This is a genomic window from Streptomyces sp. NPDC044003 (assembly GCF_056435185.1).
In genome coordinates, this window is sequence record NZ_JBWKFA010000003.1 from 38,716 (window position 1) to 60,402 (window position 21,687).

At 73.9% G+C, this 21,687-nt stretch carries 21 protein-coding genes and 1 pseudogene; 16 read left to right on the top strand and 6 right to left on the bottom strand.

All coding sequences use genetic code 11. From position 1 onward, the window contains the following. Positions 1-23: 23 nt before the first annotated feature. On the bottom strand, positions 24-614 hold the full coding sequence (locus AC07AW_RS12255; RefSeq protein ID WP_478815377.1) for an isochorismatase family protein: 591 nt from the start codon (positions 612-614) through the stop codon (positions 24-26). A gap of 177 nt (positions 615-791) precedes the next feature. Here AC07AW_RS12255 and AC07AW_RS12260 point away from each other — a divergent pair, with 177 nt between their 5' ends. After that, a complete protein-coding gene (locus AC07AW_RS12260; RefSeq protein WP_478815378.1) occupies positions 792-1,262 on the top strand; it encodes an ATP-binding protein in 471 nt (156 codons plus the stop codon). 6 nt (positions 1,263-1,268) lie between these two features. On the opposite strand, the gene AC07AW_RS12265 is transcribed toward AC07AW_RS12260, so the two are convergent. Both AC07AW_RS12265 and AC07AW_RS12270 read right to left on the bottom strand, forming a co-directional pair. After that, on the bottom strand, positions 1,269-2,624 hold the full coding sequence (locus AC07AW_RS12265) for a carboxyl transferase domain-containing protein (RefSeq protein ID WP_478815379.1): 1,356 nt from the start codon (positions 2,622-2,624) through the stop codon (positions 1,269-1,271). 158 nt (positions 2,625-2,782) lie between these two features. After that, positions 2,783-3,241, bottom strand: a complete 459-nt coding sequence (locus AC07AW_RS12270; protein WP_478815380.1) for a Crp/Fnr family transcriptional regulator — start codon at positions 3,239-3,241, stop codon at positions 2,783-2,785. Positions 3,242-3,456: 215 nt separating this feature from the next. On the opposite strand from AC07AW_RS12270, the gene AC07AW_RS12275 reads away from it, so the two are divergent. Genes AC07AW_RS12275 through AC07AW_RS12295 form a run of 5 tightly spaced genes read left to right on the top strand, consistent with a single transcriptional unit; the run spans position 3,457 to position 8,317 of the window. Further along, on the top strand, positions 3,457-4,212 hold the full coding sequence (locus AC07AW_RS12275; RefSeq protein ID WP_366041632.1) for an amino acid ABC transporter ATP-binding protein: 756 nt from the start codon (positions 3,457-3,459) through the stop codon (positions 4,210-4,212). A 17-nt stretch (positions 4,213-4,229) separates the two neighbouring features. After that, entirely contained in the window at positions 4,230-5,084 is an 855-nt protein-coding gene (locus AC07AW_RS12280) for a glutamate ABC transporter substrate-binding protein (RefSeq protein ID WP_478815381.1), read from the top strand. Between the two features lie 10 nt (positions 5,085-5,094). Continuing rightward, positions 5,095-5,760 carry an amino acid ABC transporter permease gene (locus tag AC07AW_RS12285; protein WP_478815382.1) on the top strand — a complete coding sequence of 222 codons (666 nt, stop codon included), beginning with the start codon at positions 5,095-5,097 and terminating at the stop codon, positions 5,758-5,760. Further along, entirely contained in the window at positions 5,757-6,659 is a 903-nt protein-coding gene (locus AC07AW_RS12290) for an amino acid ABC transporter permease (RefSeq protein ID WP_478815383.1), read from the top strand. Before AC07AW_RS12285 ends, AC07AW_RS12290 begins: the two co-directional genes overlap by 4 nt. A 56-nt stretch (positions 6,660-6,715) precedes the next feature. Further along, complete coding sequence (locus AC07AW_RS12295) at positions 6,716-8,317, top strand: molybdopterin-dependent oxidoreductase (protein WP_478815384.1); 1,602 nt, start codon at positions 6,716-6,718, stop codon at positions 8,315-8,317. A gap of 47 nt (positions 8,318-8,364) precedes the next feature. Here AC07AW_RS12295 and AC07AW_RS12300 read toward each other — a convergent pair whose 3' ends face one another. Then, positions 8,365-9,585: a GNAT family N-acetyltransferase gene (locus AC07AW_RS12300; RefSeq protein ID WP_478815385.1), complete on the bottom strand. Its 1,221-nt coding sequence runs from the start codon at positions 9,583-9,585 to the stop codon at positions 8,365-8,367. Positions 9,586-9,748: 163 nt separating this feature from the next. Between AC07AW_RS12300 and AC07AW_RS12305 the strand changes: the two genes are divergently transcribed. The 10 genes and pseudogenes from AC07AW_RS12305 to AC07AW_RS12350 all read left to right on the top strand — a co-directional run bounded on the left by AC07AW_RS12305 (position 9,749) and on the right by AC07AW_RS12350 (position 19,779). Next, positions 9,749-11,848: an ATP-binding protein gene (locus AC07AW_RS12305; protein WP_478815386.1), complete on the top strand. Its 2,100-nt coding sequence runs from the start codon at positions 9,749-9,751 to the stop codon at positions 11,846-11,848. A gap of 130 nt (positions 11,849-11,978) precedes the next feature. Next, the gene (locus AC07AW_RS12310) at positions 11,979-13,130 is read left to right on the top strand and encodes a sulfite oxidase (protein ID WP_478815387.1); all 1,152 of its coding nucleotides are present in this window, start codon (positions 11,979-11,981) and stop codon (positions 13,128-13,130) included. Between the two features lie 66 nt (positions 13,131-13,196). Further along, on the top strand, positions 13,197-14,027 hold the full coding sequence (gene nadE / locus AC07AW_RS12315; protein ID WP_478815388.1) for an ammonia-dependent NAD(+) synthetase: 831 nt from the start codon (positions 13,197-13,199) through the stop codon (positions 14,025-14,027). A gap of 73 nt (positions 14,028-14,100) precedes the next feature. Further along, positions 14,101-14,487, top strand: coding sequence for a VOC family protein (locus AC07AW_RS12320; protein ID WP_478815389.1), 387 nt, complete (start codon positions 14,101-14,103; stop codon positions 14,485-14,487). A gap of 39 nt (positions 14,488-14,526) precedes the next feature. Further along, a pseudogene (locus AC07AW_RS12325) lies at positions 14,527-14,766 on the top strand (glycine betaine ABC transporter substrate-binding protein); the annotation flags it as partial. Between the two features lie 45 nt (positions 14,767-14,811). After that, complete coding sequence (locus tag AC07AW_RS12330) at positions 14,812-16,119, top strand: alpha/beta fold hydrolase (RefSeq protein ID WP_478815390.1); 1,308 nt, start codon at positions 14,812-14,814, stop codon at positions 16,117-16,119. Positions 16,120-16,201: 82 nt separating this feature from the next. Next, complete coding sequence (locus AC07AW_RS12335; RefSeq protein WP_478815391.1) at positions 16,202-17,350, top strand: GntR family transcriptional regulator; 1,149 nt, start codon at positions 16,202-16,204, stop codon at positions 17,348-17,350. Between the two features lie 115 nt (positions 17,351-17,465). Beyond that, positions 17,466-18,398, top strand: coding sequence for an SIS domain-containing protein (locus AC07AW_RS12340; RefSeq protein WP_478816219.1), 933 nt, complete (start codon positions 17,466-17,468; stop codon positions 18,396-18,398). Beyond that, positions 18,395-19,147, top strand: a complete 753-nt coding sequence (locus AC07AW_RS12345; RefSeq protein WP_478815392.1) for a PIG-L deacetylase family protein — start codon at positions 18,395-18,397, stop codon at positions 19,145-19,147. The genes AC07AW_RS12340 and AC07AW_RS12345 overlap by 4 nt, the downstream gene beginning before the upstream one ends. Positions 19,148-19,209: 62 nt before the next feature. Further along, on the top strand, positions 19,210-19,779 hold the full coding sequence (locus tag AC07AW_RS12350) for a hypothetical protein (RefSeq protein WP_478815393.1): 570 nt from the start codon (positions 19,210-19,212) through the stop codon (positions 19,777-19,779). A gap of 15 nt (positions 19,780-19,794) precedes the next feature. Here AC07AW_RS12350 and AC07AW_RS12355 read toward each other — a convergent pair whose 3' ends face one another. Both AC07AW_RS12355 and AC07AW_RS12360 read right to left on the bottom strand, forming a co-directional pair. Next, positions 19,795-20,568: a VOC family protein gene (locus AC07AW_RS12355; protein WP_478816220.1), complete on the bottom strand. Its 774-nt coding sequence runs from the start codon at positions 20,566-20,568 to the stop codon at positions 19,795-19,797. 98 nt (positions 20,569-20,666) lie between these two features. Further along, a complete protein-coding gene (locus AC07AW_RS12360) occupies positions 20,667-21,641 on the bottom strand; it encodes an NAD(P)/FAD-dependent oxidoreductase (protein ID WP_478815394.1) in 975 nt (324 codons plus the stop codon). Between the last annotated feature and the right edge of the window lie 46 nt (positions 21,642-21,687).

The following is a 21,687-nucleotide window of genomic DNA, read 5'->3' on the forward strand; positions in this document are numbered from 1 at the left end:
GGCGCCCACCGGCAGGCCGGGTGTCAGGCGAGGACCACCGGGGTGCCCGTGAGCGCGACGCCCGCCGTGCGGAGTTCGTCGAGCGCGACGTCCGTCGTGGCCGCCGACACCCCCGCCGTGTAGTCGAGCAGGACCGCCACGTCGAACCCGGCCCGTACCCCGTCCAGCGCCGTCGCCTTCACACAGTGGTCCGTCGCGATGCCGACCACGTCCACCCCGCCGACCTCCCGCTCGCGCAGCCAGGCGCCCAGCGGTGTGCCGTTCTCGGTGGCGCCTTCGAAGCCGCTCTTCGAGGCCGAGTGGGCGCCCTTGAAGAAGACCTCGTCGACCTTGCCCGCGGTGACGACGGGCGCGAAGTCCGGGTGGAACTCGCCTCCTTCGGAACCGACGACGCAGTGCACGGGGAAGGAGTCCTGGAAGTCCGGCTCGTCGGAGAAGTGGCCGCCCGGGTCGATGTGGTGGTCGCGCGTGGCGACCACGTGCGCGTACCGCCCGTCGGCGTCCCGGATGAGTTCGGCGATGGCGACGGCCCGCCCGGCCCCGCCCCTCACCGGGACGTTGCCGCCCTCGCAGAAGTCCTTCTGTACATCGACGACGATCAGGGCACGGCGCACGGCAGCGGCCTTTCCGGAGGAGGTGGAAATGTCTCCCGTATGCTCCCGTCCGCGGGCCCCGAGGGGCGGGGCACGCGCCCGCCGTTCACCCGATCGGGATCATGAAAGCCCTGGTCACGGGCCAGCGGAGGTCGATTGTCGCCATGTGGCCGAAACTGGGTGTGAGGAGGTGGGCGTGTGGGAGGCGGTGACGACGGCGACGCCGGGCCCCCGCACCAGGTCCGCAGGCTCGTGCTGCACGGGACGCGCGGGGTCGTCTCGCGGTGCCGGGACTTCACGGCGGAGGCCCTGGCCGACTGGGGGTGGCTCCCGGCGGACGGCGAGGAGGCGGAGGAGCGGGTCGAGGACGTCCTGCTGCTCGTGTCGGAGGTCGTCACCAACGCGTGTCTGCACGCCGGAGGACCGGAGGAGTTCGTGCTGCGGCACGGGGACGGCCGGCTGCGCGTGGAGGTCTCCGACGCCAGCCCGGACCATCCGCGCGCCCGGGCGGCCCGGTCTCCCGCACTGCCCGGCGGGCACGGACTGATGGTCCTGGACCGGCTGGCCGGCGACTGGGGCAGCCGGGACAAGGGCCCGGGTGCCGTGGGCAAGATCGTGTGGCTGGAGGTCAGCGGCCCGCCCGGAAGGGCGACGGGCGCACCGGATTAGATCCGGTCACTGAGACCCCTCGGGTGCTCCTTCCACGACGTCCCGGACGACGCCCAGGTCCACCAGGTCCCGGGGACGCAGGCGGAGCTGGTCGGCGGTGGTCGCCGACTCCTCGGGGGCGCGCTTGAGGATGGCGGCGGCCGATTCCGGCGCGATGACGGAGAAGTAACTGTCGGGCGTGGCCCAGGTGTTGCCCGGGGCGGCGAGGGCGAGGGCGCCGCCCGAACCGCCCTCGCCGATGAGCAGTGAGGTGAGCGGGGTACGGGCGGAGGCGACCGCGCCGAACAGTTCGGCGATGGCCGTGCCCGCGCCCGCGCGTTCCGCCGCCGGGTCGTTCGCGGCGCCGGGGGTGTCGATCAGGGTGAGCACCGGAATCCCGAGCCGGTCGGCCAGCCGCACGAGGCGGGCCGCCGTGCGGAAGCCGGCCGGGCGGGTGGCGGTGCCGCACTGGGCCGCGTAGGCGACGGTACGGCCGTCGGGGAGCCGCCCGAAGCCGCACCGCAGGCCCGGGTCGACGCCCCCGCAGCGGTCGCCGGAGATCTCCTCGCGCAGGGTGAAGTGGGCGTCGAGGTACGCGGCGGCCCGGGGCCGCTCGGGGTGCCGGGCGCGCGCCACGGCCTCCCGGCCGCTCGCGGCGGGCGGCGCCCCCGGGCCGCCGAGCGCGTAGGGCGGCGGGACCGGGCCTTCGGCGGGGCGGACGAGCAGCGACAGCCAGCGACCGAGGGTCTCGCGCAGCGCGGCGGGCGGCACGATCGCGTCGAGGTGACCGTGGGCGAGCTGCGCCTCGGCGGTGTACGCGGCGGGGTCCGCGTCCGGCGGTCGTACACGGGAGCCGGCGAAGCCGACCTGGGCGCCGGGCAGGGCCAGGACGACATCGGAGCCGGCGCCGAGCGTGGCCCAGCCGCCGCCCGTGGTCGGATCCCGCAGGACGGCGATCTGCGGCAGCCCCGCGGCCCGGGTGAGCTCGGACTCGCGGGCCAGGTACTGGAGTTGGAGGAGGGCGCGCATGCCCTCGTGCATCCGGCTGCCGCCGGTGGCGGGGAGGACGACCACGGGCAGCCGGCGCGCCCGGGCGAGGGCGTGGGCGGCGGCGGCCCGCGCACCGGTCCGCTCCCCGAGGGACCCGCCGAGGAAGCGGAACTCGAAGGAGATCAGTACCGCCGTCACCCCGCCCACGACGCCCGTGCCGCAGACCACCGACTCGGTCTCGCCGGTGCGCTCGGCGGCACGCGCGTGCGCGGCCGAGTAGCCGGGCCAGCCGATCGGTCCGTCGCCGGTCACAGGGCCTTCCGCGAAGGGGAGTTCGCTGAAGTCGTCGGTGACGAGGGCGATCGCCTCGCGCGCGGTCCTCGGGTCGCTCATGCGGGCCTCGCCGCTCCTCGCCGGAGTGTGCGTACGGGATGGTGCTCGGGCGCGTACGGGGTCGTGCGATGCTGCCCTTCCACCGTACCGCCCGGGCACCGGGCCGCCCCCTCCGGCCCGTCCCGTACGCCGTCACACCCCCACGGCGGCGACGCCGGTCAGGCCAGGATGCCGCTCCCGTGCGGGGCGTACAGGTCGAGGAGACGGACCCGGGTCACATGGAGACGGTGGGCGAGGATCGACCCCACCCAGAACAGGACCGAGGCGCCGAACTCCGTGTCGGAGTGGCACATCGACCGGACGGCCGGGGCGTCGAACTCGTACGCCCGGACCGGCGTCATCGCCTCGGCCCCCGACTGGCACAGATACGGCGGAAACATCCAGGAGAGCCCGACCAGCTCCCCGTGGCGCAGGGTCTCGATCACGGGCGCCCCCCGGCCCGGCACCTTCGCGTCGAGGGTCACCGCGCCCGTCTTCACGATCCAGAACCGGTCGGCGTGCTGCTGCTCCTCGAACAGACGGTGGCCGGACTCGAAGTACACGTCATCGGCGAAGGCCATCAGGCGCTCCCGGTGCTCCGGGGGCAACGTACTGACCTTGGGCGCGGCTCTGCTCATGGCGGACCCTCCTCGCACACTCGGCTCCCACCCCCAGTGTGGGCCCGCCCGCCCCCGGACGCAGGATCCGGACCCGCCGACCGGGTGCCGACACGAAGGGTGGACCCGCGGCCACCCTCCGTACACCCTGCGTCCGGAATGCGCACGCCGGGCCGAGGGCGGAGCATGAACGTGAGGAGGGGGCGGCAAGCGGGGGCGTGACCCTGGAGGGTGCCATGCCCGTCCCGGACGGCGGCGACGAGCTCGTCGTGCTGCGCGGGGTCGACAAGCACTTCGGTCCCCTGCATGTCCTCCAGTCCATCGACCTCACGATCCACCGCGGCGAGGTCGTCGTCGTCATCGGGCCCTCCGGCTCGGGGAAGTCGACGCTGTGCCGGGCGATCAACCGCCTGGAGACCATCGACGCGGGCGAGATCGTCGTCGACGGGCGGCCGTTGCCCGCCGAAGGACGCGAACTGGCGGCCCTGCGGGCCGATGTGGGCATGGTCTTCCAGTCCTTCAACCTCTTCGCGCACAAGACCGTGCTCGACAACGTGACCCTCGGCCAGATCAAGGTCCGCAAGAAGGAGCGGAAGAAGGCCGAGGAGAGGGCCCGCGCCCTCCTCGACCGGGTCGGCGTCGCCTCGCAGGCCGACAAGTACCCGGCCCAGCTCTCCGGGGGCCAGCAGCAGCGCGTGGCGATCGCCCGCGCCCTCGCCATGGATCCGAAGGTGATGCTCTTCGACGAGCCGACCTCGGCGCTCGACCCCGAGATGATCAACGAGGTCCTGGAGGTCATGCAGCAGCTGGCCCGGGACGGCATGACGATGGTGGTCGTGACCCACGAGATGGGCTTCGCGCGCTCCGCCGCCAACCGCGTGGTCTTCATGGCCGACGGGCGGATCGTCGAGGAGACCTCCCCGGACGAGTTCTTCAGCAACCCGCGCAGCGAGCGCGCCAAGGACTTCCTGTCCAAGATCCTCCACCACTGAACTGTTCAGCCTCAGAGGTGATCCTCATGAACCCGCTCAGGACCAGCAGGGCCACCGTCGCCGTCGCCGCGGCCGTCGTCCTCTCCTTCACCTCCGCCGGATTCGCGAACGGCGCGGCCGGCGGTGCGCTCCGCGACAACGGCGACAAGATCACCGTCGGCATCAAGTTCGACCAGCCCGGCATCGGCCTGAAGACCCCCGACGGCACCTACACCGGCTTCGACGTCGACGTGGCGACGTACATCGCCAAGCAGCTCGGCCACGACCCGAAGGACATCGTCTGGAAGGAGGCCAAGAGCGCCGACCGGGAGACCCTGCTCCAGCGCGGCGACGTGGACTTCATCGCGGCCTCGTACTCGATCAACGACAAGCGGGCCGAGAAGGTCGACTTCGCGGGCCCGTACCTCCTCGCCCACCAGGACGTCCTGATCCGGGCCGATGACGACTCGATCAAGAAGCCGTCCGACCTGAACAACAAGAAGCTCTGCTCGGTCACCGGCTCCACCTCCGCGCAGAACGTCAAGGAAAAGATCGCCCCCGACGCCCAGCTCCAGGAGTACGGCGGCTACTCCGAGTGCCTGACCGGTCTGGAGAACGGTGTCATCGACGCCCTCACCACCGACGACGCGATCCTCGCCGGATACGCCGCGCAGCCCGAGTTCAAGGGCAAGTTCAAGCTCGGCGGCTTCAAGATGAGCAACGAGAACTACGGCATCGGTGTCCAGAAGGGCAGCGACCTCAAGGCCAAGATCAACACGGCCCTGGAGAAGATGGTCGCCGACGGCTCGTGGCAGGCAGCGGTCGACAAGAACCTCGGCCCGTCCGGCTACCAGAACGAGCCCGCCCCGAAGATCGGCGTCATCGTCCAGTGAGCAGGCCGCCGTGTTCGACTTCCTCCAGGGGTACGACCTGCTCGGAGCCTTCTGGGTGACGGTGCAGCTCACCGTCTACTCCGCGATCGGCTCCCTCGTCTGGGGGACGCTGCTGGCCGCGATGCGCGTCAGCCCCGTCCCCCTCATGCGGGGCTTCGGCACCGCCTACGTCAACATCGTCCGCAACATCCCCCTCACCGTCATCATCGTCTTCACCTCGCTCGGCCTGTTCCAGACCCTCGGAGTCAGCCTCGGCGCCGAGCGGTTCACCACCATCAACTTCCGGCTCGCCATCCTCGGCCTCACCGCCTACACCAGCGCCTTCGTCTGCGAGGCCCTCCGCTCCGGCATCAACACCGTCCCCCTCGGACAGGTCGAGGCCGCCCGCGCCATCGGCCTCAACTTTCCCCAGGTCCTGCGCCTGATCGTGCTCCCGCAGGCCTTCCGCTCCGTCGTCGGCCCCCTCGCCAACGTCCTCATCGCCCTCACCAAGAACACCACCGTGGCCGCCACCATCGGCGTCGCCGAAGCGGCCCTGCTGATGCGGGAGATGATCGAGAACGAGGCCCAGCTCATCCTCATCTCCACGATCTTCGCCGTCGGCTTCCTCTGCCTCACCCTGCCCACCGGCCTCTTCTTCGGCTGGCTGGCCAAGAAGGTGGCGGTGAAGCGGTGAAGGACAAGCCCACCGTCCTCTACGACGTCCCCGGCCCACGCGCCCGGCGGCGCAACCTCCTGTGGACCCTGCTGTTCCTGATCGCGCTCGCCGCCGTGGTCTGGTGGGTCGTCGCGAGCCTCGCCGCCAAGAACCAGCTCGAATGGTCCAAATGGGCGCCCTTCTTCACCGACGCCCGCGTCTGGGAGACGTACATCCTGCCCGCCCTGAAGAACACCGTGATCGCCGCCGGACTCGCCATGGTCATCGCCCTGCCCCTCGGCGCGCTCCTCGGCATCCTCCGGCTCTCCGACCACTTCGCCGTCCGCTCCACGGCCGGATCCGTCGTCGAGTTCTTCCGGGCGATCCCCGTCCTGATCCTGATGCTCTTCGCGAACGCCGCCTACGCCGAGTTCACCGCGATCAGCCCGGACACCCGACCCCTGTACGCCGTCGTCACCGGCCTCGTCCTCTACAACGCCTCCGTGCTCGCCGAGGTCGTCCGCGCCGGCATCCTCGCCCTCCCCACCGGCCAGACCGACGCGGCCAAAGCCATCGGCATGCGCAAGGGCCAGACCATGATGTACGTCCTCCTGCCGCAGTCCGTGACCGCCATGCTGCCCGCCCTCGTCAGCCAGCTCGTCGTCATCGTCAAGGACACCGCCCTCGGCGGCGCGATGCTCGGCTTCTCCGAACTCCTCGCCTCCGTACGCCCCATGAGCGCCAACTACGGCGCCAACACCATCGCCTGCTTCACCGTCGTCGCCGTCATCTTCGTCGTCCTCAACTTCGCCCTCACCACCTTCGCCTCCTGGCTCGAACGCCGCCTCCGGCGCGGCAAGAAGTCCACCGGAGCGGTCGTCGGCGTGGAGGCGGTGGAGGAACTCGCGGTGCCGGGCGAACACCCGGACACACACTGAGACCCATCCGGGTGAAGGCGCCCATCCGGGCGCCCCGGCGTGCCGAAACACCCACCATGAACGCCACCAGGACCGCGCGCGAGCCGCACCCCGAACCGCACCCCGAACCCACCCGCACCGACCGCCTCCTCGCCGCGCTCGGCGGACTGGTCTCCGCGTACGTCTCCCTGGCCGTCGCGGACGTCGTCTCCTTCTGGGTACGCCCCGAGGCGGGCCCCGTCGTGGCCGTCGGCGGCACCGTCGTCGACCGCACCCCGGCCGCCCTCAAGGAATGGGCCATCCGCGCCTTCGGAGAGAGCGACAAGACCGTCCTCCAGCTCGGCATCCTGCTCATCCTCGCGGCCCTCGCCCTCGGCGTCGGACTGCTCGCGCTGCGCCACCGTCTGCTCGGCGCGGCGGCCGTCGTCGCCTTCGGCGTCCTCGGGGCCGTCGCCGCCGTCACCCGGCCCGACTCCGAGTCCGCCATGGACGCCGTACCCTCCCTCGTCGGAGGCGCCGCCGGCGCGCTCCTCCTGTACGTCCTGATGGGCCGCCTCCTCCCCCCGAGGCCCGGAATCGCTCAGGCGGACCGGCGCGGGTTCCTCATCGTCGCCGCCTCCACCGGCCTCGCCGCGACCGGGGCCGCCGCCCTCGGCCGCGCGGTCGGCACCCCCGTACAGGAGAACGCCGCCGCCTCCCGCGCGGCCCTGCGCCTGCCCCGGCCCACGTCCCCGGCACCGGCCGTGCCCGCCGGGGCGCAGCTCGACGTCCCCGGCATCAGCCCCTTCGTCACCCCGAACCGCGACTTCTACCGCGTCGACACCGCGCTCATCGTCCCCAAGGTCGACGCCGACCGCTGGCACCTCCGCATCCACGGCAGCGGAGTCCGCACGGAACGCACCGTCACCCTGCCGGAGCTGATGGCCCGGCCGGTGGTGGAACGGGACATCACCCTGAACTGCGTCTCCAACCCGGTCGGCGGCCCGTACATCGGCAACGCCCGCTGGCTCGGTGTCCGGCTCGCCGACCTGCTCCGCGAGGCCGGCGTCCGCCCGCCCTCCGAGGGCGGCCCCGCCGACCAGCTGGTCGCCCGCTCCGTCGACGGCATGACCATCGGCACCCCCGTCGAAACCGTCATGGACGGCCGCGACGCCCTCCTCGCCTTCGGGATGAACGGCGAACCCCTGCCCTTCACCCACGGCTTCCCCGTCCGCATGCTCGTCCCCGGCCTGTACGGATACGTCTCCGGCTGCAAGTGGATCGAGTCGATCGAACTCACCACCTTCGACGCGTACGACGCCTACTGGGTCCCGCGCGGCTGGGCGGCGCAGGCACCCGTCAAGACACAGTCCCGCATCGACACCCCGCGCGCCTTCGCCCACCCCGCCGCCGGCACCGTGATGATCGCCGGGGTCGCCTGGGCCCAGCACCGAGGCATCCGCCGGGTCGAGGTACGGATCGACGACGGACCGTGGCAGGAGGCCCGGCTCGGGGCCGAGGACGGCGGCGACACCTGGCGCCAGTGGGTCCACCCCTGGGCGGCCACCCCCGGCGACCACACCCTCACCGTCCGCGCCACCGACGGCACCGGCACCACCCAGCCGGAACACCGCACCGACACCATGCCCGACGGGGCCCAGGGGTGGCACTCCGTCGAGGTGACGGTCAAGGGAGGGTGAACCCTTCGCCGTACGCGGTCAGAGGGGGAACCCCTTTCCCCGCGCGGTCAGAACCAGTGCAGGCAGTGCGGGGCGCGCTCGCCGCGGAAGAGCGCGTCCGCGAGGGCGGCCGCGCCCGGCCGGTGGGCCCGGATGTGCCCGGCGCGCACCAGCGTGCTCGGAGCCGTCCCCCCGAGGTAGACCGCGCCCAGGTCCCGCACGTCCAGGGACAGGTCCGGTTCCCGGTCCGTCGGCACGCACGCGGCCTTGCCGTCCCGGACCGTCAGCAGGAAGCGGCCGTGCTCGCCGAGGAACGGGTCGTCGACGTCGAGGACGAGCTCGCCGTCCGTGAACCAGCCGCGCGCGGTCAGCGCCCCCGGGACGTCGAGCAGCCGCACCCAGAGCCAGTCGGTGTCGCCGCCCACCTGAGCGGCACGGAAGTCCGCGAACCGCCAGCGCAGCGGATGATCGGACGGGACGTGCTTGAACACGACCCGGTCGACCAGGTCGTGCCCGAGCAGGAACCGGGCCAGGGCCGTGAAGACGGCGTCGTCGGTGGCGATCGTCTCGTCGACCGTCAGGGTCTCGGCCTCGCCGAGCGAGTACGTGGCGTACCCGTCCGGGACTCCGTCGGCATCCCGGTGGACGGCGACGTAGCGCGGAGCCGGCGCGACCGGCGGCTGCCCCGCGCCCCGGGTCCACCAGCGGTGGGGCCGGGACAGCGCGCCGGGCTGCGCACGGCGGTACCGGTCGTAGACCTCCTCCAGTACCTCGCCGCACTCGGCGCGCCGCAGCACCTCGACCGAGCCGGTGTCCGCACCGTCCGTCCCGAGCGCCCGGGGAAGGTCGAGGGCGGCCTGGTGGCGCTGCACCGTCAGCCGTCCCGTGTAGGTCGCGGGGCCGTATCCGAACCGGCCGTAGATCGGGGCCTCGGAGGCGAGCAGCACCGAGAGGAACTCCCCGCGGGCCCGCAGCTCGGTGAGCTGATGCCGCATCATCGCGCTGAGCACGCCCCGGCGCCGGTGCGAGGGCAGCACGCCGACGGCGGTCACCCCGCCGACCGGGACGACGGCCTCACCGGGGAGGGTGAGCTCGAAGGAGTACGCGGCGGCGGTGCCGACGGGCTTCCCGTCCTCCGCCACGGCGAGCAGGCCCCGGTCCATCTCGAACGCCGACCACCAGACCCCGCTGCCGTCCTCGGCCGGGGTTTCCGGGAAGCGCCCGAACGCGGTGTGGAGCGTGTCGACGAAGACGCCGAGGTCCTGGTCGGTGGTGGGACGGATCTTCATCGGTACTGCTGCCTCCCCGGTCGTACGGGCACCACGACCCGTGGCGCCCCGGCACAGTGCAGCGCCCGCCCGTGGTCGGGTCAAACGAATTACGGCCGCGTCCACCCCGGGTTTCCGTCGGCCCGGGTAACGAACCGGTTCCGCCGGTCCGTTCGGGGCGGGCATGAGGGAGACTGCTCCCGTGCGTGGACATCTGCCGGACGAGAACCCCGGTTTCGTGGGACGCCGCACGGAACTGGAGCGCATATCCGCCGCGTTGGCGGAGCACCGCCTCGTCACCGTGACCGGCGTCGGGGGAGTCGGGAAGACCCGGCTCGCGCTGCGGGCCGCGCACCGCGCCGCCGACGGATACCCGGACGGCGCCTGGTGGACCGATCTGAGCCAGCTCGACGGCGACCGGCTCCTCGTCGCCCTCGTCGCCGACTCCGTCGACCTCGCCGACCACACCCCCGGCATGGCCACCACCGGACTCTGCCGCCGCCTCGCCGAGGACCGGCTGCTCCTCGTCCTCGACTCCTGCGAGCACCTCGCCGAACCCTGCGCCCGGCTCGTCACCGAACTCCTCGCCGCCGCCCCCGGACTCACCGTCCTCGCCACCGGCCGCCGCCCCCTCGGTGTCGCGGGGGAGCGGCTCGTCGCCCTCGACCCGCTGCCGCCCGCCGGCGGCGACGCCCTGGAACTGCTCCGCCGGGCCGCGGGCGAGGACTTCCCCGCCGCCGGGCCCGCCGGCGAGATCTGCGTACGCCTGGAAGGCATCCCGCTCGCCCTGGAACTGGCCGCCGCGCAGATCCGCCTCCAGGGCGCCGAAGCCGTCCGCGACCAGCTCGGCACCCGCCTCGACGCCCTGCCGGAAGCCCGCTTCGACCTGCTCGCCCACCCCGAGCGGGTCTGGCCGAGCCGCCACCGGACCCTGCGCGCCGCCATCGGCTGGAGCCACGAGCTGAGCACCCCCCTCGAACGCCTCCTCTGGTCCCGGCTCTCCGTCTTCCGCGGCCCCTTCGACCTCGCCTCCGCGACCGCCGTGTGCGCCGGCGGCCCCCTGGACCGCGCGACCCTGCCGGGCGCGCTCGACGGACTCGTCCGTTCCTCCGTGGTCCGTCCGCCCGACGCCGCCGGACGGTTCCGCATGCTCGACACCATCCGCGAGTACGGGGCGACCTGGCTGGACCGGACCGGCGAGACCGGAACGGTCGCCGACCGGCACGCCGCCCACTTCCGGGCCCTGGCCCGCCGCGCGGAGACCGAATGGCACGGCGCCCGCCAGCTCCGCTGGTACCGGACCGTCGACACCCACCACACCGACCTGCGCACCGCCCTGGACCGGCTGCTGCGCACCGACCCCGACGCCGCCCTCGACCTCGTCGGCTCCGTCGCCTTCGCCTGGTCCTGCCGCGGCCGCCTCCGCGAGGCCCGCGACGGCCTCGAACAGGCCCTGCTCCGCGGCGAGGCCCGCGGCCGCGGCCGGGCCCGCGCCCTGTGGGCCCTCGGCGTCACCCTGGTCCTCCAGGGCGAGTTCGGTCCCGCCCAGGAGGTCAGCGAGCGCTGCGCCCGCGAGGCCCGCTTCACGGAGTGCACCGAGCACGAGGACGCCCCCCGCGGCGGCCGCGACCGGCCCGGCGACCTCACCCTCGACGCCGCCGCCCTCGCCGGGCTCCTCGCCCTGACCACCGGCCGGCCGATGGCCGCGTACGTCGTTGTGGGCCACGTCCTCGACGCCGCCCCCGGCGGCCCCGCCGACTCCGCCGCCCGGCTCCGCTGCCACCTCGTGCGGGTCTTCGCCCTCACCGGGCTCGGCCGGCTCGCCGAGGCCCGGGAACGGGCGCTGCACCTCCGCACCCTCTGCGAGGAGCTCGACGAACACTGGACCCGCACCGCCCTCGAGTACCAGCTCGCCCTCACCGGCCTCCTGGAGGGCGACCCGTCGGCCGCCTCCGGACACGCCCGCGCCATGCTCGAAGGCACCCGCGGCCTCGGTGCGAGCCTCGGGGTGGCGCTCGGCCTCGATGTCCTCGCCACCGCCCTCGCGGCCGCCGGGGACGGCGAGCGCGCGGCCGACGTGAGCGGTACGGGCGAGGCGTACTGGCGATCCACCGGCCAGCCCCGGCGCGGCCTGCCCGGGCTGCGGGCCCTGCACGAGAAGTACACCGACACCGCCCGCGCGACGATCGGCGAACCCGCCTACGAGGAGATCTTCGTCCGCGCCCTCACCGGCCTCCCGCAGGACGGCCTCGACCGGGCCCTGCGCGGCCCCCGGCAGGCCTGACGGAAGCGACGCGCGGGCCTGACGGAAGCGACGCTCGGGTCGCGCCCCCGGCGGGCCCGACGGAACGGACGTCGACGGGCGCGACGGAGCCCGACGTGCCGGGCCCGGCGCCCGGGCGGACGATGAGGACATGGACGGTTCCCTGAGTGGTCTGAGCGACATCAGCACACCGGGACGCGTGGCCGGCCCCGACGAGGGCGTCACCGTGCAGGAGGTCGCCCTCGCCACCCGCAACCACGGACTGCCCCTGGAGGCCCTGCGGTACGACGTCACCCCGCCCGGACTCCACTACGTCCTCGTCCACTACGACATCCCCGCCACCGACGTGGAGGGCTGGCGGCTCACCGTCGGCGGCCGGGTCCTGCGGCCGCTCGCCCTGGACCTGGCGGCGCTCCGCGACCGGCCCGCCGTCACCCGCCGGGTCACCCTGGAGTGCGCGGGCAACGGCCGGGCCCGGCTCACCCCCCGGCCCGTCAGCCAGCCCTGGCTGGTCGAGGCCGTCGGGACCGCGGAGTGGACCGGCGTCCCGCTGGCCGCCCTCCTCGCGGAGGCCGGCATCGCCGAGGACGCGGCCGAGGCGGTGTTCACCGGCGCCGACCACGGGGTCGAGCGCGGTGTCGAGCAGGACTACCGCCGCAGCCTGCCCCTGACGACGGCCGCCGACCCGGCGCGGGACGTCCTCGTCGCGTACGCGATGAACGGGGCGCCGCTGCCGCCGCAGCACGGCAGCCCGCTCCGGCTCGTCGTCCCCGGCTGGTACGGCATGGCGCACGTGAAGTGGCTCCACGACATCACGCTCGACGACACCCCGTACACCGGCTTCCAGCAGAGCGTCTCCTACCGCCTGCGCCGGGAGGCCGACGAACCGGGAGAGCCCGTCACCCTCATCGCGCCCCGGGCCCTGATGGTGCCGCCGGGCTTCCCCGACTTCATGTCCCGGACCCGCGTCGTGCGCCCCGGGCCCGTGGCGCTGACCGGGCGCGCCTGGTCCGGGCACGGCCCGGTCACCCGCGTCGAGGTCAGCGAGGACGGCGGGGCGGCCTGGACCGACGCCGAGGTCGAACGGGACCCCGCGCACCCCTGGGCCTGGTCCGCCTGGCGCGCCACCTGGACGGCGACACCGGGACTGCGCCACCTGACCGTGCGGGCCACCGACGCCGAGGGGAACGTGCAGCCGCTCACCGCGCCGTGGAACCGCGGCGGCTTCGCGAACAACCTCGTCCAGCGGGTCGAGGTGCTGTGCACCCCGGAGGCGTCCGTCGCCGGGTCGGGCGACGCGTAGAGTCGACCCCTGTGCACCCCCGTACCAGCGGGTACACAGCCGACCGACCCTGACGAGGAGACCTTCGTGACCGACCCGGCGTCCACCGCCCTCCAGCTGCAGATCGCCCGGGACCTCCAGGTCGCCGAGACCTTCGACCCGAAGGCGGAGATCGAGCGCCGGGTGGCCTTCCTCACCGAGCGGCTCACCTCCACCGGGCTGCGCTCCCTCGTCCTCGGCATCAGCGGCGGCGTCGACTCCACGACCGCCGGCCGGCTCTGCCAGCTCGCCGTGGAGCGGGCCCGCGCCGCCGGCCACGACGCCACCTTCTACGCGATGCGCCTGCCGTACGGCGTCCAGGCCGACGAGCAGGACGCGCAGACCGCCCTCGGCTTCATCCGCGCCGACCGGGTCCTCACCGTGGACGTCAAGGCCGCCAGCGACGCGGCCCTGGAGGCCTGTCTCGTCGGCGGGACGGCCTTCCGTGACGCTCACCACCAGGACTTCGTGCAGGGCAACATCAAGGCCCGCCAGCGGATGATCGCCCAGTACGCGGTCGCCGGCGCCCACGACGGACTTGTCGTCGGCACCGACCACGCCGCCGAGGCCGTCTCCGGCTTCTTCACCAAGTTCGGCGACGGCGCCGCCGACGTCGTCCCGCTGACCGGCCTCACCAAGCGGCGCGTCCGCGCGATCGCCGACGAGCTCGGCGCCCCGGCCTCGCTGGTGTGGAAGACTCCCACGGCCGACCTGGAGACCCTCGACCCGGGCAAGGCCGACGAGGACGCGCTCGGCGTCACCTACGACGACATCGACGACTTCCTGGAGGGGAAGCCGGTCGCGGAGGCCGCGTACGCCACGATCGTCCGCCGCTACGATCTCACCGAGCACAAGCGGCAGCTGCCGATCGCCCCCTGAGCGGACGGGCGGGCGCAGCCGGAGGATCCTGGAAGGGGTGCCCGGGCACCGGGCCCCCGGAAGGGAGCACGCCATGTTCGGCGAGACCACGGCGTACAGCGGCTTCTCGGTCGACGACCTCGACGCCGCACGCCGCTTCTACGGCGACGTCCTCGGCCTGCGGGTGGAGGAGACCGGCCCCGAGGAGATGCGGATGCTGAACCTCATCCTGCCCGGCGGGGCGCGGGTCTTCGTCTATCCCAAGGAGAACCACACCCCCGCCTCCTTCACGATCCTCAACTTCGAGGTCGACGACATCGACCGTGCCGTCGACGAGCTGGTGGGGCGCGGGGTGACGTTCCAGCGCTATCCCGACTTCGAGGCCGACGAGAAGGGCGTCGTACGCGGCGGGCACGGGCCCTCGATCGCCTGGTTCACCGACCCGGCCGGCAACGTCATCGCCGTCCTCTCGAACGCCTGACCGGTACGGCGCTCCCGTCCCCGAACGGCCCGGCCGGGGCTCGACGACGACAAGCGCCTGCAGAACGCCGACTTCATCGTCCCTGTCGTCAACCGCGCCCGCGCCGGGAGCGAGCGCGTCACCCGTGCGCTCGCCCGCCTCAACACGGTCCTGACCACCGCCGACCTGGCGCACCTCAACGAACAGGTGGACAGCTGGCGGCGGCTCCCGGAGGACGTGGCACGGAACTACCTCGCGGCGCAGGGGCTCCTCCCGCACCGGCCCCCGCACTCCGTGTGATCCACTGTCCTCGCGGGGGCGTACCGAGCAGGAGCAGGAGCAGCGTTGACCACCTACCGCCAGCCGGGCCTCGTCCTCACCGACCACCGGTTCCCCGTCCCCCTCGACCACACCCGCCCCGACGGCGAGCGCATCGAGGTCTTCGGCCGCGAGGTCGTCGCGAGCGACAAGGACCGGACGGGCCGCGAGCAGCTCCCCTGGCTGGTCTACCTGGAGGGCGGGCCCGGTTTCGGCGCCCGCCGCTTCATCGGCCCGCAGGCCTGGCTCGGCCGCGCCGTGCAGGAGTTCCGCGTCCTCCTCCTCGACCAGCGCGGCACGGGCCGCTCCACCCCCGCCAACCGCCAGACCCTGCCGCTGCGCGGAGGCCCGGCCGAGCAGGCCGCGTACCTGGCGCACTTCCGCGCCGACTCCATCGTCCAGGACTGCGAGCTGATCCGCCGCCGGCTCACCGGCGGCGCCCCCTGGACCGTCCTCGGCCAGAGCTTCGGCGGCTTCTGCGCCACCCACTACCTCTCCACCGCCCCCGAGGGCCTGGAGCGGGTCCTCGTCACCGGCGGCCTGCCCTCCCTGGACGCCACCGCCGACGAGGTCTACCGCGCCGCCTACCCCCGCATCCGGCGGAAGAACGAGGCCCACTTCGCCCGCTACCCGCAGGACGCCGAACGGGCCCGCGCGATCGCCGCCCACCTCCTCGACCACGAGGTCACCCTCCCCGGCGGCGGCCTCCTCACCGCCGAGGCCTTCCAGTCCCTCGGCATCCTCCTCGGCTCCGGCGACGGCACCCACCAGCTGCATCTGCTCCTGGAGGGCGCCTTCGTGCCCACCCCGGGCGGGCCCGCCCTCGCCGACGCCTTCCTGGAGCAGGTCCAGGCCCACCTCTCGTACGCCGGACACCCGCTGTACGCCGTCCTCCACGAGGCCATCTACGCCCAGGGGCAGGGCCCCACCGACTGGGCCGCCGAGCGGGTCCGCGCCGAGCACCCCGAGTTCGACGCCCGCACGGCGCTCGCCGAGGGCGCGCCCCTGCTCTTCACCGGCGAGACCGTCCACCCGTGGCTCTTCACCACCGACCCCGCCCTGCGCCCGCTCCGCGAGACCGCCGAACTGCTCGCCGCGCGCGCCGACTGGGCCCCGCTGTACGACCCCGAGCAGCTCGCCGCCAACGAGGTCCCGGTGGCGGCCGCCGTCTACCAGGACGACATGTACGTCGACACCGCCCACTCCCTGGAGACCGCGCGCGCCGTGCGCGGACTGCGGACCTGGGTGACCGACGAGTTCGAGCACGACGGGGTGCGGGCCGGCGGACCGCGCGTCCTCGACCGGCTGCTCTCCCTCGCCCGGGGCGAGATCTGAGGGCACACGGCATAGGATTCGGCGCGCAATCGATCAGCAATGACCCCGGGGCGTGGACCCCGGCCTGCGCGAAGGGGCCCGGATGGCGGCACGCGAGACACCGGCCTCCGGCCGGGAGCTGAAGTTCCGGGCCCTCATGGCCGAGCTGCGGCGCGGCATCCTCGACGGCACCTGGCCCCCCGGCAGCAAGCTGCCCACCGAACGCGCCCTCGCCACCGAGACGGGCCTGTCCGTCACCACCGTCCGCCGCGCCTACGAGGACCTCGTCGCCCTCGGCCTCGTCGAACGCCGCCAGGGCGCGGGGACCTTCTCCGCCCACCGGCCCGAGAACGACCGGGCCGACCGCCGGATCGTCGGCGTCCTCGTCCCCGACACCACCTTCTACTACCCGCGCGTCCTCCAGGGCATCGAGCGGGAACTCGCGGCGGCCGGCGCCCGGCTCGTCCTCGCCTGCTCGCACTACGACCCCGCCGAGGAGGACGCCGCCGTCGAACGGCTCCTCTCCGCCGGGGTCCACGGTCTCCTCCTCGTCCCCAGCCTGCACACCGCCACCGACCCGGGACGGCGCGCGGAGGAGCTCCTCGCGCTGCCCGTCCCCGCCGTCCTCGTCGAACGCCGGCTCGCCGCCCACGGCCCCGGCGACCCCACCGAGCACGTCTGCACCGACCACGAGGGCGGTGCCTACGACGCCGTCCGCCATCTGCGGGCCCTCGGCCACGAGCGGCTCGGGCTCGTCGCCCGCACCGACGCACCGACCACGGCGCCCATCGAGTCCGGCTTCGCCCGCGCCCTCACCGACCTCGGGCTGCCCGCCGCCCCGCCGTACGAGCGGGACGAGATGGCCCACTGGGACGCCGACCGGGCCGATCGGGCGCTCGCCGCGCTGCGCGCCGTCGGCGTGACCGCCGCGCTCTGCTTCGGCGACCGGGAGGCCGCCCTGATGCTCGGAGCGGCCCGCCGCGCCGGGCTGCGGGTGCCCGAGGACCTCGCCCTGATCAGCTACGACAACGAGTTCGCCGATGTCGCGGAGACCCCGCTGACGGCCGTGTCGCCCCCCAAGTACCAGCTGGGCCGCCTCGCCGCGCAGATCCTGCTGCGGCGGCTCGCCGAGGGGGACGCGGCCCCGCTCCACCAGGTGCAGCTGAGGCCGCGCCTGGTCGTCCGCGCCTCCTGCGGCGGACGGGCGGAGGGCGGGGCGACCGGGGGAGCCGCGCAAAAGTCCAAGCGGTGAGTACGGATTGCTCATGGTGTGCTCTGGTCGCGCACGGATACAACTCGGTCCGGACCCGTGAGGGACCCGCGAGGGCCCCTGTGGAGGAGAGGACCAGGCCATGAGCACCCGGATGATGAGCACCCACGTCGGCGCGGAGATCGCCGGCCAGCCCGACTGCTGGCGCCGCGCCGCCGAGATCGCCGACCGCGACTCCGGCCTGCTGCCCGCCCGCGGCGAGCGCGTCGCGGTCGTCGGCTGCGGCACCTCGTACTTCATCGCGCGCGCCTACGCGGCCCTGCGGGAGTCCCTCGGCGCGGGCGAGACCGACGCGTTCCCCGCCTCCGACACGACCCCGCTCGGCCGCGGCTACGACCGGATCGTCGCCCTCACCCGCTCCGGCACCACCACGGAGGTCGTGGACCTGCTGGCCCGCGCCGCCGGCCGCGTCCCGACGCTCGTCGTCACCGGCGTCCCCGGCAGCCCCGCCGGACGGCTCGCCGACCGGATCGTCGACCTCGGCTTCGCCGACGAACGCTCCGTGGTCCAGACCCGGTTCGCCACCACCGCCCTCCAACTCCTGCGCGCCGGACTCGGGGTGGACCTCGGACCCGCGATCGCCGACGCCGAACTCGTCCTGTACGAGCAGCTGCCCGCCGCCTGGGAGCGGCGCGGCCAGTTCACCTTCCTCGGCACCGGCTGGACCGTCGGCCTCGCCGACGAGGCGGCGCTCAAGCTGCGCGAAGTGGCCCGCGCCTGGACGGAGTCGTACGCGGCGATGGAGTACCGGCACGGCCCGATCAGCATCAGCGACCGGGACAGCCTGGTCTGCTGCCTCGGCCCCGCCCCCTCCGGGCTCCGGGACGAAGTGGAGTCCACGGGCGCCCTGTTCGCCGCCGACGCCATCGACCCGGTCGCGGCGCTCGTCCGCGCGCAGCGGCTCGCGGTCGCCCTCGCGGACCGGCGCGGCCTCAACCCCGACCGCCCGCGCCACATCTCACGCTCGGTCATCCTCGCCGGAGCGTTCCGCCCGACGGTGTCGGAGGCGACCCGTATCCTGCGCTCATGATCGAGACGGATGCCCAGGACCTCCTGGAGATGCCCGGCGACTGGACGCGCGCGCTCGCCGTCGTCGCCCACCCCGACGACCTGGAGTACGGCTGCGCGGCGGCCGTCGCCGCCTGGACGGACGCCGGGAAGGAGGTCACCTACGTCCTCGCGACCCGCGGCGAGGCCGGCATCGACACCCTCGCCCCCGACGTCTGCGGCCCGCTGCGCGAGCAGGAGCAGCGGGACAGCGCCGCCGTCGTCGGCGTCGGGACCGTCGAGTTCCTCGACCACCGCGACGGCGTGATCGAGTACGGGCTCGGCCTGCGCCGCGACATCGCGGCCGCGATCCGCCGCCACCGCCCGGAACTCGTGATCACCCTCAACCACCGTGACACCTGGGGCGGGGGCCCCGGTGCCCCCTGGAACACCCCGGACCACCTGGCCGTCGGCCGCGCCACCCTCGACGCGGCCGCCGACGCCGGAAACCGCTGGATCTTCCCCGAACTGACCGAGCAGGGCCTGGAGCCCTGGAACGGTGTCCGCTGGGTCGCCGTCGCCGCCTCCAGCACCCCGACCCACGCGATCGACGCGACCCCCGGCCTGGACCGCGCGATCCGCTCCCTCCTCTGCCACCGCGCCTACATCGAGGCCCTGACGGACGAGGACCCGGAGAAGTACGTCCGCGACTTCCTGACCACGGCGACGGCCCGCGCCTCGGCCCGCTTCGCCGACCGGCCGGCGGTGACGTTCGAACTCTTCGCCCGCTAGGGTCGGTTGAGGGGAGATCCTTCTACGGGGGTGGGCGGATGGCGCACGAGGGTTCGCGGCAGGTGACCGAGACGACGGCCGACGAGGGCCGGCGGCTGATCCGCCGAAGGACGGTGCGGGGCGCGGTCGGCGGCGGGATCCTCGCAGTGGTGGGGCTGGCGACCGAGACGGCCGCCCATGTCCCGCACCAGGTGATCGAGCTGCTCCGGCGGTACGAGTGGTCGTGGGGTCTCGCCGGTTTCGTCGTACTGGCATGCGGCGCCCTCGGCACCTGGGGCGGCTTGCGGCGCGGTCGAGTGAACGGCGTCCGTGAGGCGGCGCTCGCACCGGGCGAGACCGTGCTGAGCGCTTACGCCGTCCGTCCTCCCGTGGTGGACGGACGGCCGACCAGGCCGACGGACACCGACCGTTTCGAGCTGCGCATGACCAACCGGGGCCTCCAGCTCTGGGACGGGCCCGACCGGCTCTGGAGCCACCCCTGGTCCGAGGTCCGTCTGGCGACCACCGACGGCGACCTGCTCCTCGTCGACCACGGGGACCGGACGATCGCGGAGCTGTTGCCGGTGCACGAGATGCTCGGCTGGGACGCCCTGCTGCTCGGGGCTCAGCGGCTGCGCGCGCGCAGCCGCTGAGCCGGGGGTGGCCGGTCAGGCCCTCGGCATGGGCTTCATCACCGCGAAGACCGCGCCGAAGGGGTCGGCGAGCCAGGCGATGCGGCCCACGTCGGGGACGTCGGCGGCGGGCATCACCACCGAGCCGCCGCCGCCCTGGGCCGTGCGGGAGACCGCGTCGGGGTCCTCCACCGTGAAGTACGGGATCCAGGACGCCGCCATCCCTTCCTGGAGTTCGGCCGCGCCTCCGAAGGACGTGTCCTCCTGGTCGCCCTCGGCGGGGGAGATCACCCGGTAGGTCATGCCGGGCGCGTCCATCCGCGACCAGCGCCAGCCGAAGAGGCTCTGGTAGAAGTCGAGGGTGGACTCCGGGTCGGGGACGTGCAGTTCGGCCCAGAGAAGGGTGTTGGTGGTGGAGGTCCGCTCCAGGCCCTGCACCTTCCCCGGCTGCCAGACGGCGAACTCGGCGCCGGCCGGGTCGGTGAGGCAGGCCATGCGGCCCGCGTCCATGACGTCGAAGGCCTCGACGCGCACGGTGCCGCCCGCCTGCTGGGCGGCCTCCTGGGTCGCGTCCGCGTCCGGGGTCTGGAAGTACACCGTCCAGGCGCTCTTCGCGCCCTCGTCGAGCGGCCCCAGGGCGCCGACCGTGGCGCCGTCCTGCTGGAAGAAGCCGTAGCCTCCGGCCTCCGGGCCCGCCGACTGGAAGTCCCAGCCGAAGACGGCGCCGTAGAAGGCGGCGGCGGCTTCGGTGTCGGGGCTGCCGAGGTCGATCCAGTTGGGGGAGCCCTTGGTGAACTGCGTACCGAGCATGGGTGGTGTCCCGTCCTTGCGTCGTCCGTGGCCGAATGTGGTCACCATGGCCGATCCTCGCCTGCGGGTCCCCGTGGCGCAGCCCCAACCGCCCTCTTTCATCCGGCCGGCCGACGGGCCGCCTCCGCCTCCAGATCCGCGAGCAGCAGCTCGTTGCTGATCGCCACGCCCGCCCGGTAGCCCCGGCTCACCGCGTTGACCACCTGCTCCTGCGGCCCCGTCACGTTCCCGGCCGCCCAGACGCCGGGGACGCTGGTCCGGCCCGTCTCGTCGACCGCGACGAACTCCCCGAACGGGGTCTCGCGCAGCTCCGCGCCCAGCTCCCTGAGCACCGCGTCCCGCGCCGCGAGGCGTCGCGCCCCGACGAAGACCACCGAGCGCGGGACGATCCGCCCGTCGGTGAGCCGGACGCCGGTCAGCCGGTCGTCCTCGACGGCGAGCCCGGCGACCTCACCGGTCACGACCTCCACCCCGGCGGCGTCGAGCAGCGCCGCGTCCCGGGCGGAGAGCTCGCCGGCCGTGTGCAGGAAGAGCGTCACGTCCTTGGACCAGCGGGAGACCATCAGCGCCTGGTGCGCGGGCATCGCGGGGTGGGCGATCACTCCGAACGGCAGGTCGCGGACCTCCCAGCCGTGGCAGTACGGGCAGTGCACCACGTCCCGGCCCCAGCGCTCGGCCACCCCGTCGATCTCCGGCAGCTCGTCGACGAGCCCGGTGGTCACCACGAGCCGCCGTGCGCGCACACGGGTGCCGTCCGCCAGGCACACGAGGAAGCCGTCCTCGCCGTCCCGGGCCGCGCCGGTCACCCGGCCGTTCCGCACGTCCACGCCGTACGCGGCGAGCTCGCGCCGGCCGGACGCCAGGTAGTCGGCGGGGCTCATCCCGTCCCGGGAGAGGACCCCGTGCATGTGGGCGGCCGGGGCGTTGCGGGGTTCACCCGCGTCGACGACCAGGGTGCGCAGCCGCGAGCGGCCCATGATCAGCGCCGCGCTGAGCCCGGCCGCGCCGCCGCCGATCACCACCGCGTCGTACCGCTCGTGAGTGTCGTGAGTGTCGTATGCGTTGTCGTTCATGGGGCGAGGGTGGCTCCGCTTGTGAAGCTCTCGCAAGAATTCTTGC

Excerpts from the sequence above, each read along its gene's own strand:
- AC07AW_RS12265 (WP_478815379.1), bottom strand. The coding sequence starts at position 2,624 with ATGAGCGACCCGAGGACCGCGCGCGAGGCGATCGCCCTCGTCACCGAC.
- AC07AW_RS12270 (WP_478815380.1), bottom strand. The coding sequence starts at position 3,241 with ATGAGCAGAGCCGCGCCCAAGGTCAGTACGTTGCCCCCGGAGCACCGG.
- AC07AW_RS12275 (WP_366041632.1), top strand. The coding sequence starts at position 3,457 with ATGCCCGTCCCGGACGGCGGCGACGAGCTCGTCGTGCTGCGCGGGGTC.
- AC07AW_RS12295 (WP_478815384.1), top strand. The coding sequence starts at position 6,716 with ATGAACGCCACCAGGACCGCGCGCGAGCCGCACCCCGAACCGCACCCC.
- AC07AW_RS12300 (WP_478815385.1), bottom strand. The coding sequence starts at position 9,585 with ATGAAGATCCGTCCCACCACCGACCAGGACCTCGGCGTCTTCGTCGAC.
- AC07AW_RS12305 (WP_478815386.1), top strand. The coding sequence starts at position 9,749 with ATGAGGGAGACTGCTCCCGTGCGTGGACATCTGCCGGACGAGAACCCC.
- AC07AW_RS12310 (WP_478815387.1), top strand. The coding sequence starts at position 11,979 with ATGGACGGTTCCCTGAGTGGTCTGAGCGACATCAGCACACCGGGACGC.
- AC07AW_RS12320 (WP_478815389.1), top strand. The coding sequence starts at position 14,101 with ATGTTCGGCGAGACCACGGCGTACAGCGGCTTCTCGGTCGACGACCTC.
- AC07AW_RS12335 (WP_478815391.1), top strand. The coding sequence starts at position 16,202 with ATGGCGGCACGCGAGACACCGGCCTCCGGCCGGGAGCTGAAGTTCCGG.
- AC07AW_RS12340 (WP_478816219.1), top strand. The coding sequence starts at position 17,466 with ATGAGCACCCACGTCGGCGCGGAGATCGCCGGCCAGCCCGACTGCTGG.
- AC07AW_RS12345 (WP_478815392.1), top strand. The coding sequence starts at position 18,395 with ATGATCGAGACGGATGCCCAGGACCTCCTGGAGATGCCCGGCGACTGG.
- AC07AW_RS12355 (WP_478816220.1), bottom strand. The coding sequence starts at position 20,568 with ATGCTCGGTACGCAGTTCACCAAGGGCTCCCCCAACTGGATCGACCTC.
- AC07AW_RS12360 (WP_478815394.1), bottom strand. The coding sequence starts at position 21,641 with ATGAACGACAACGCATACGACACTCACGACACTCACGAGCGGTACGAC.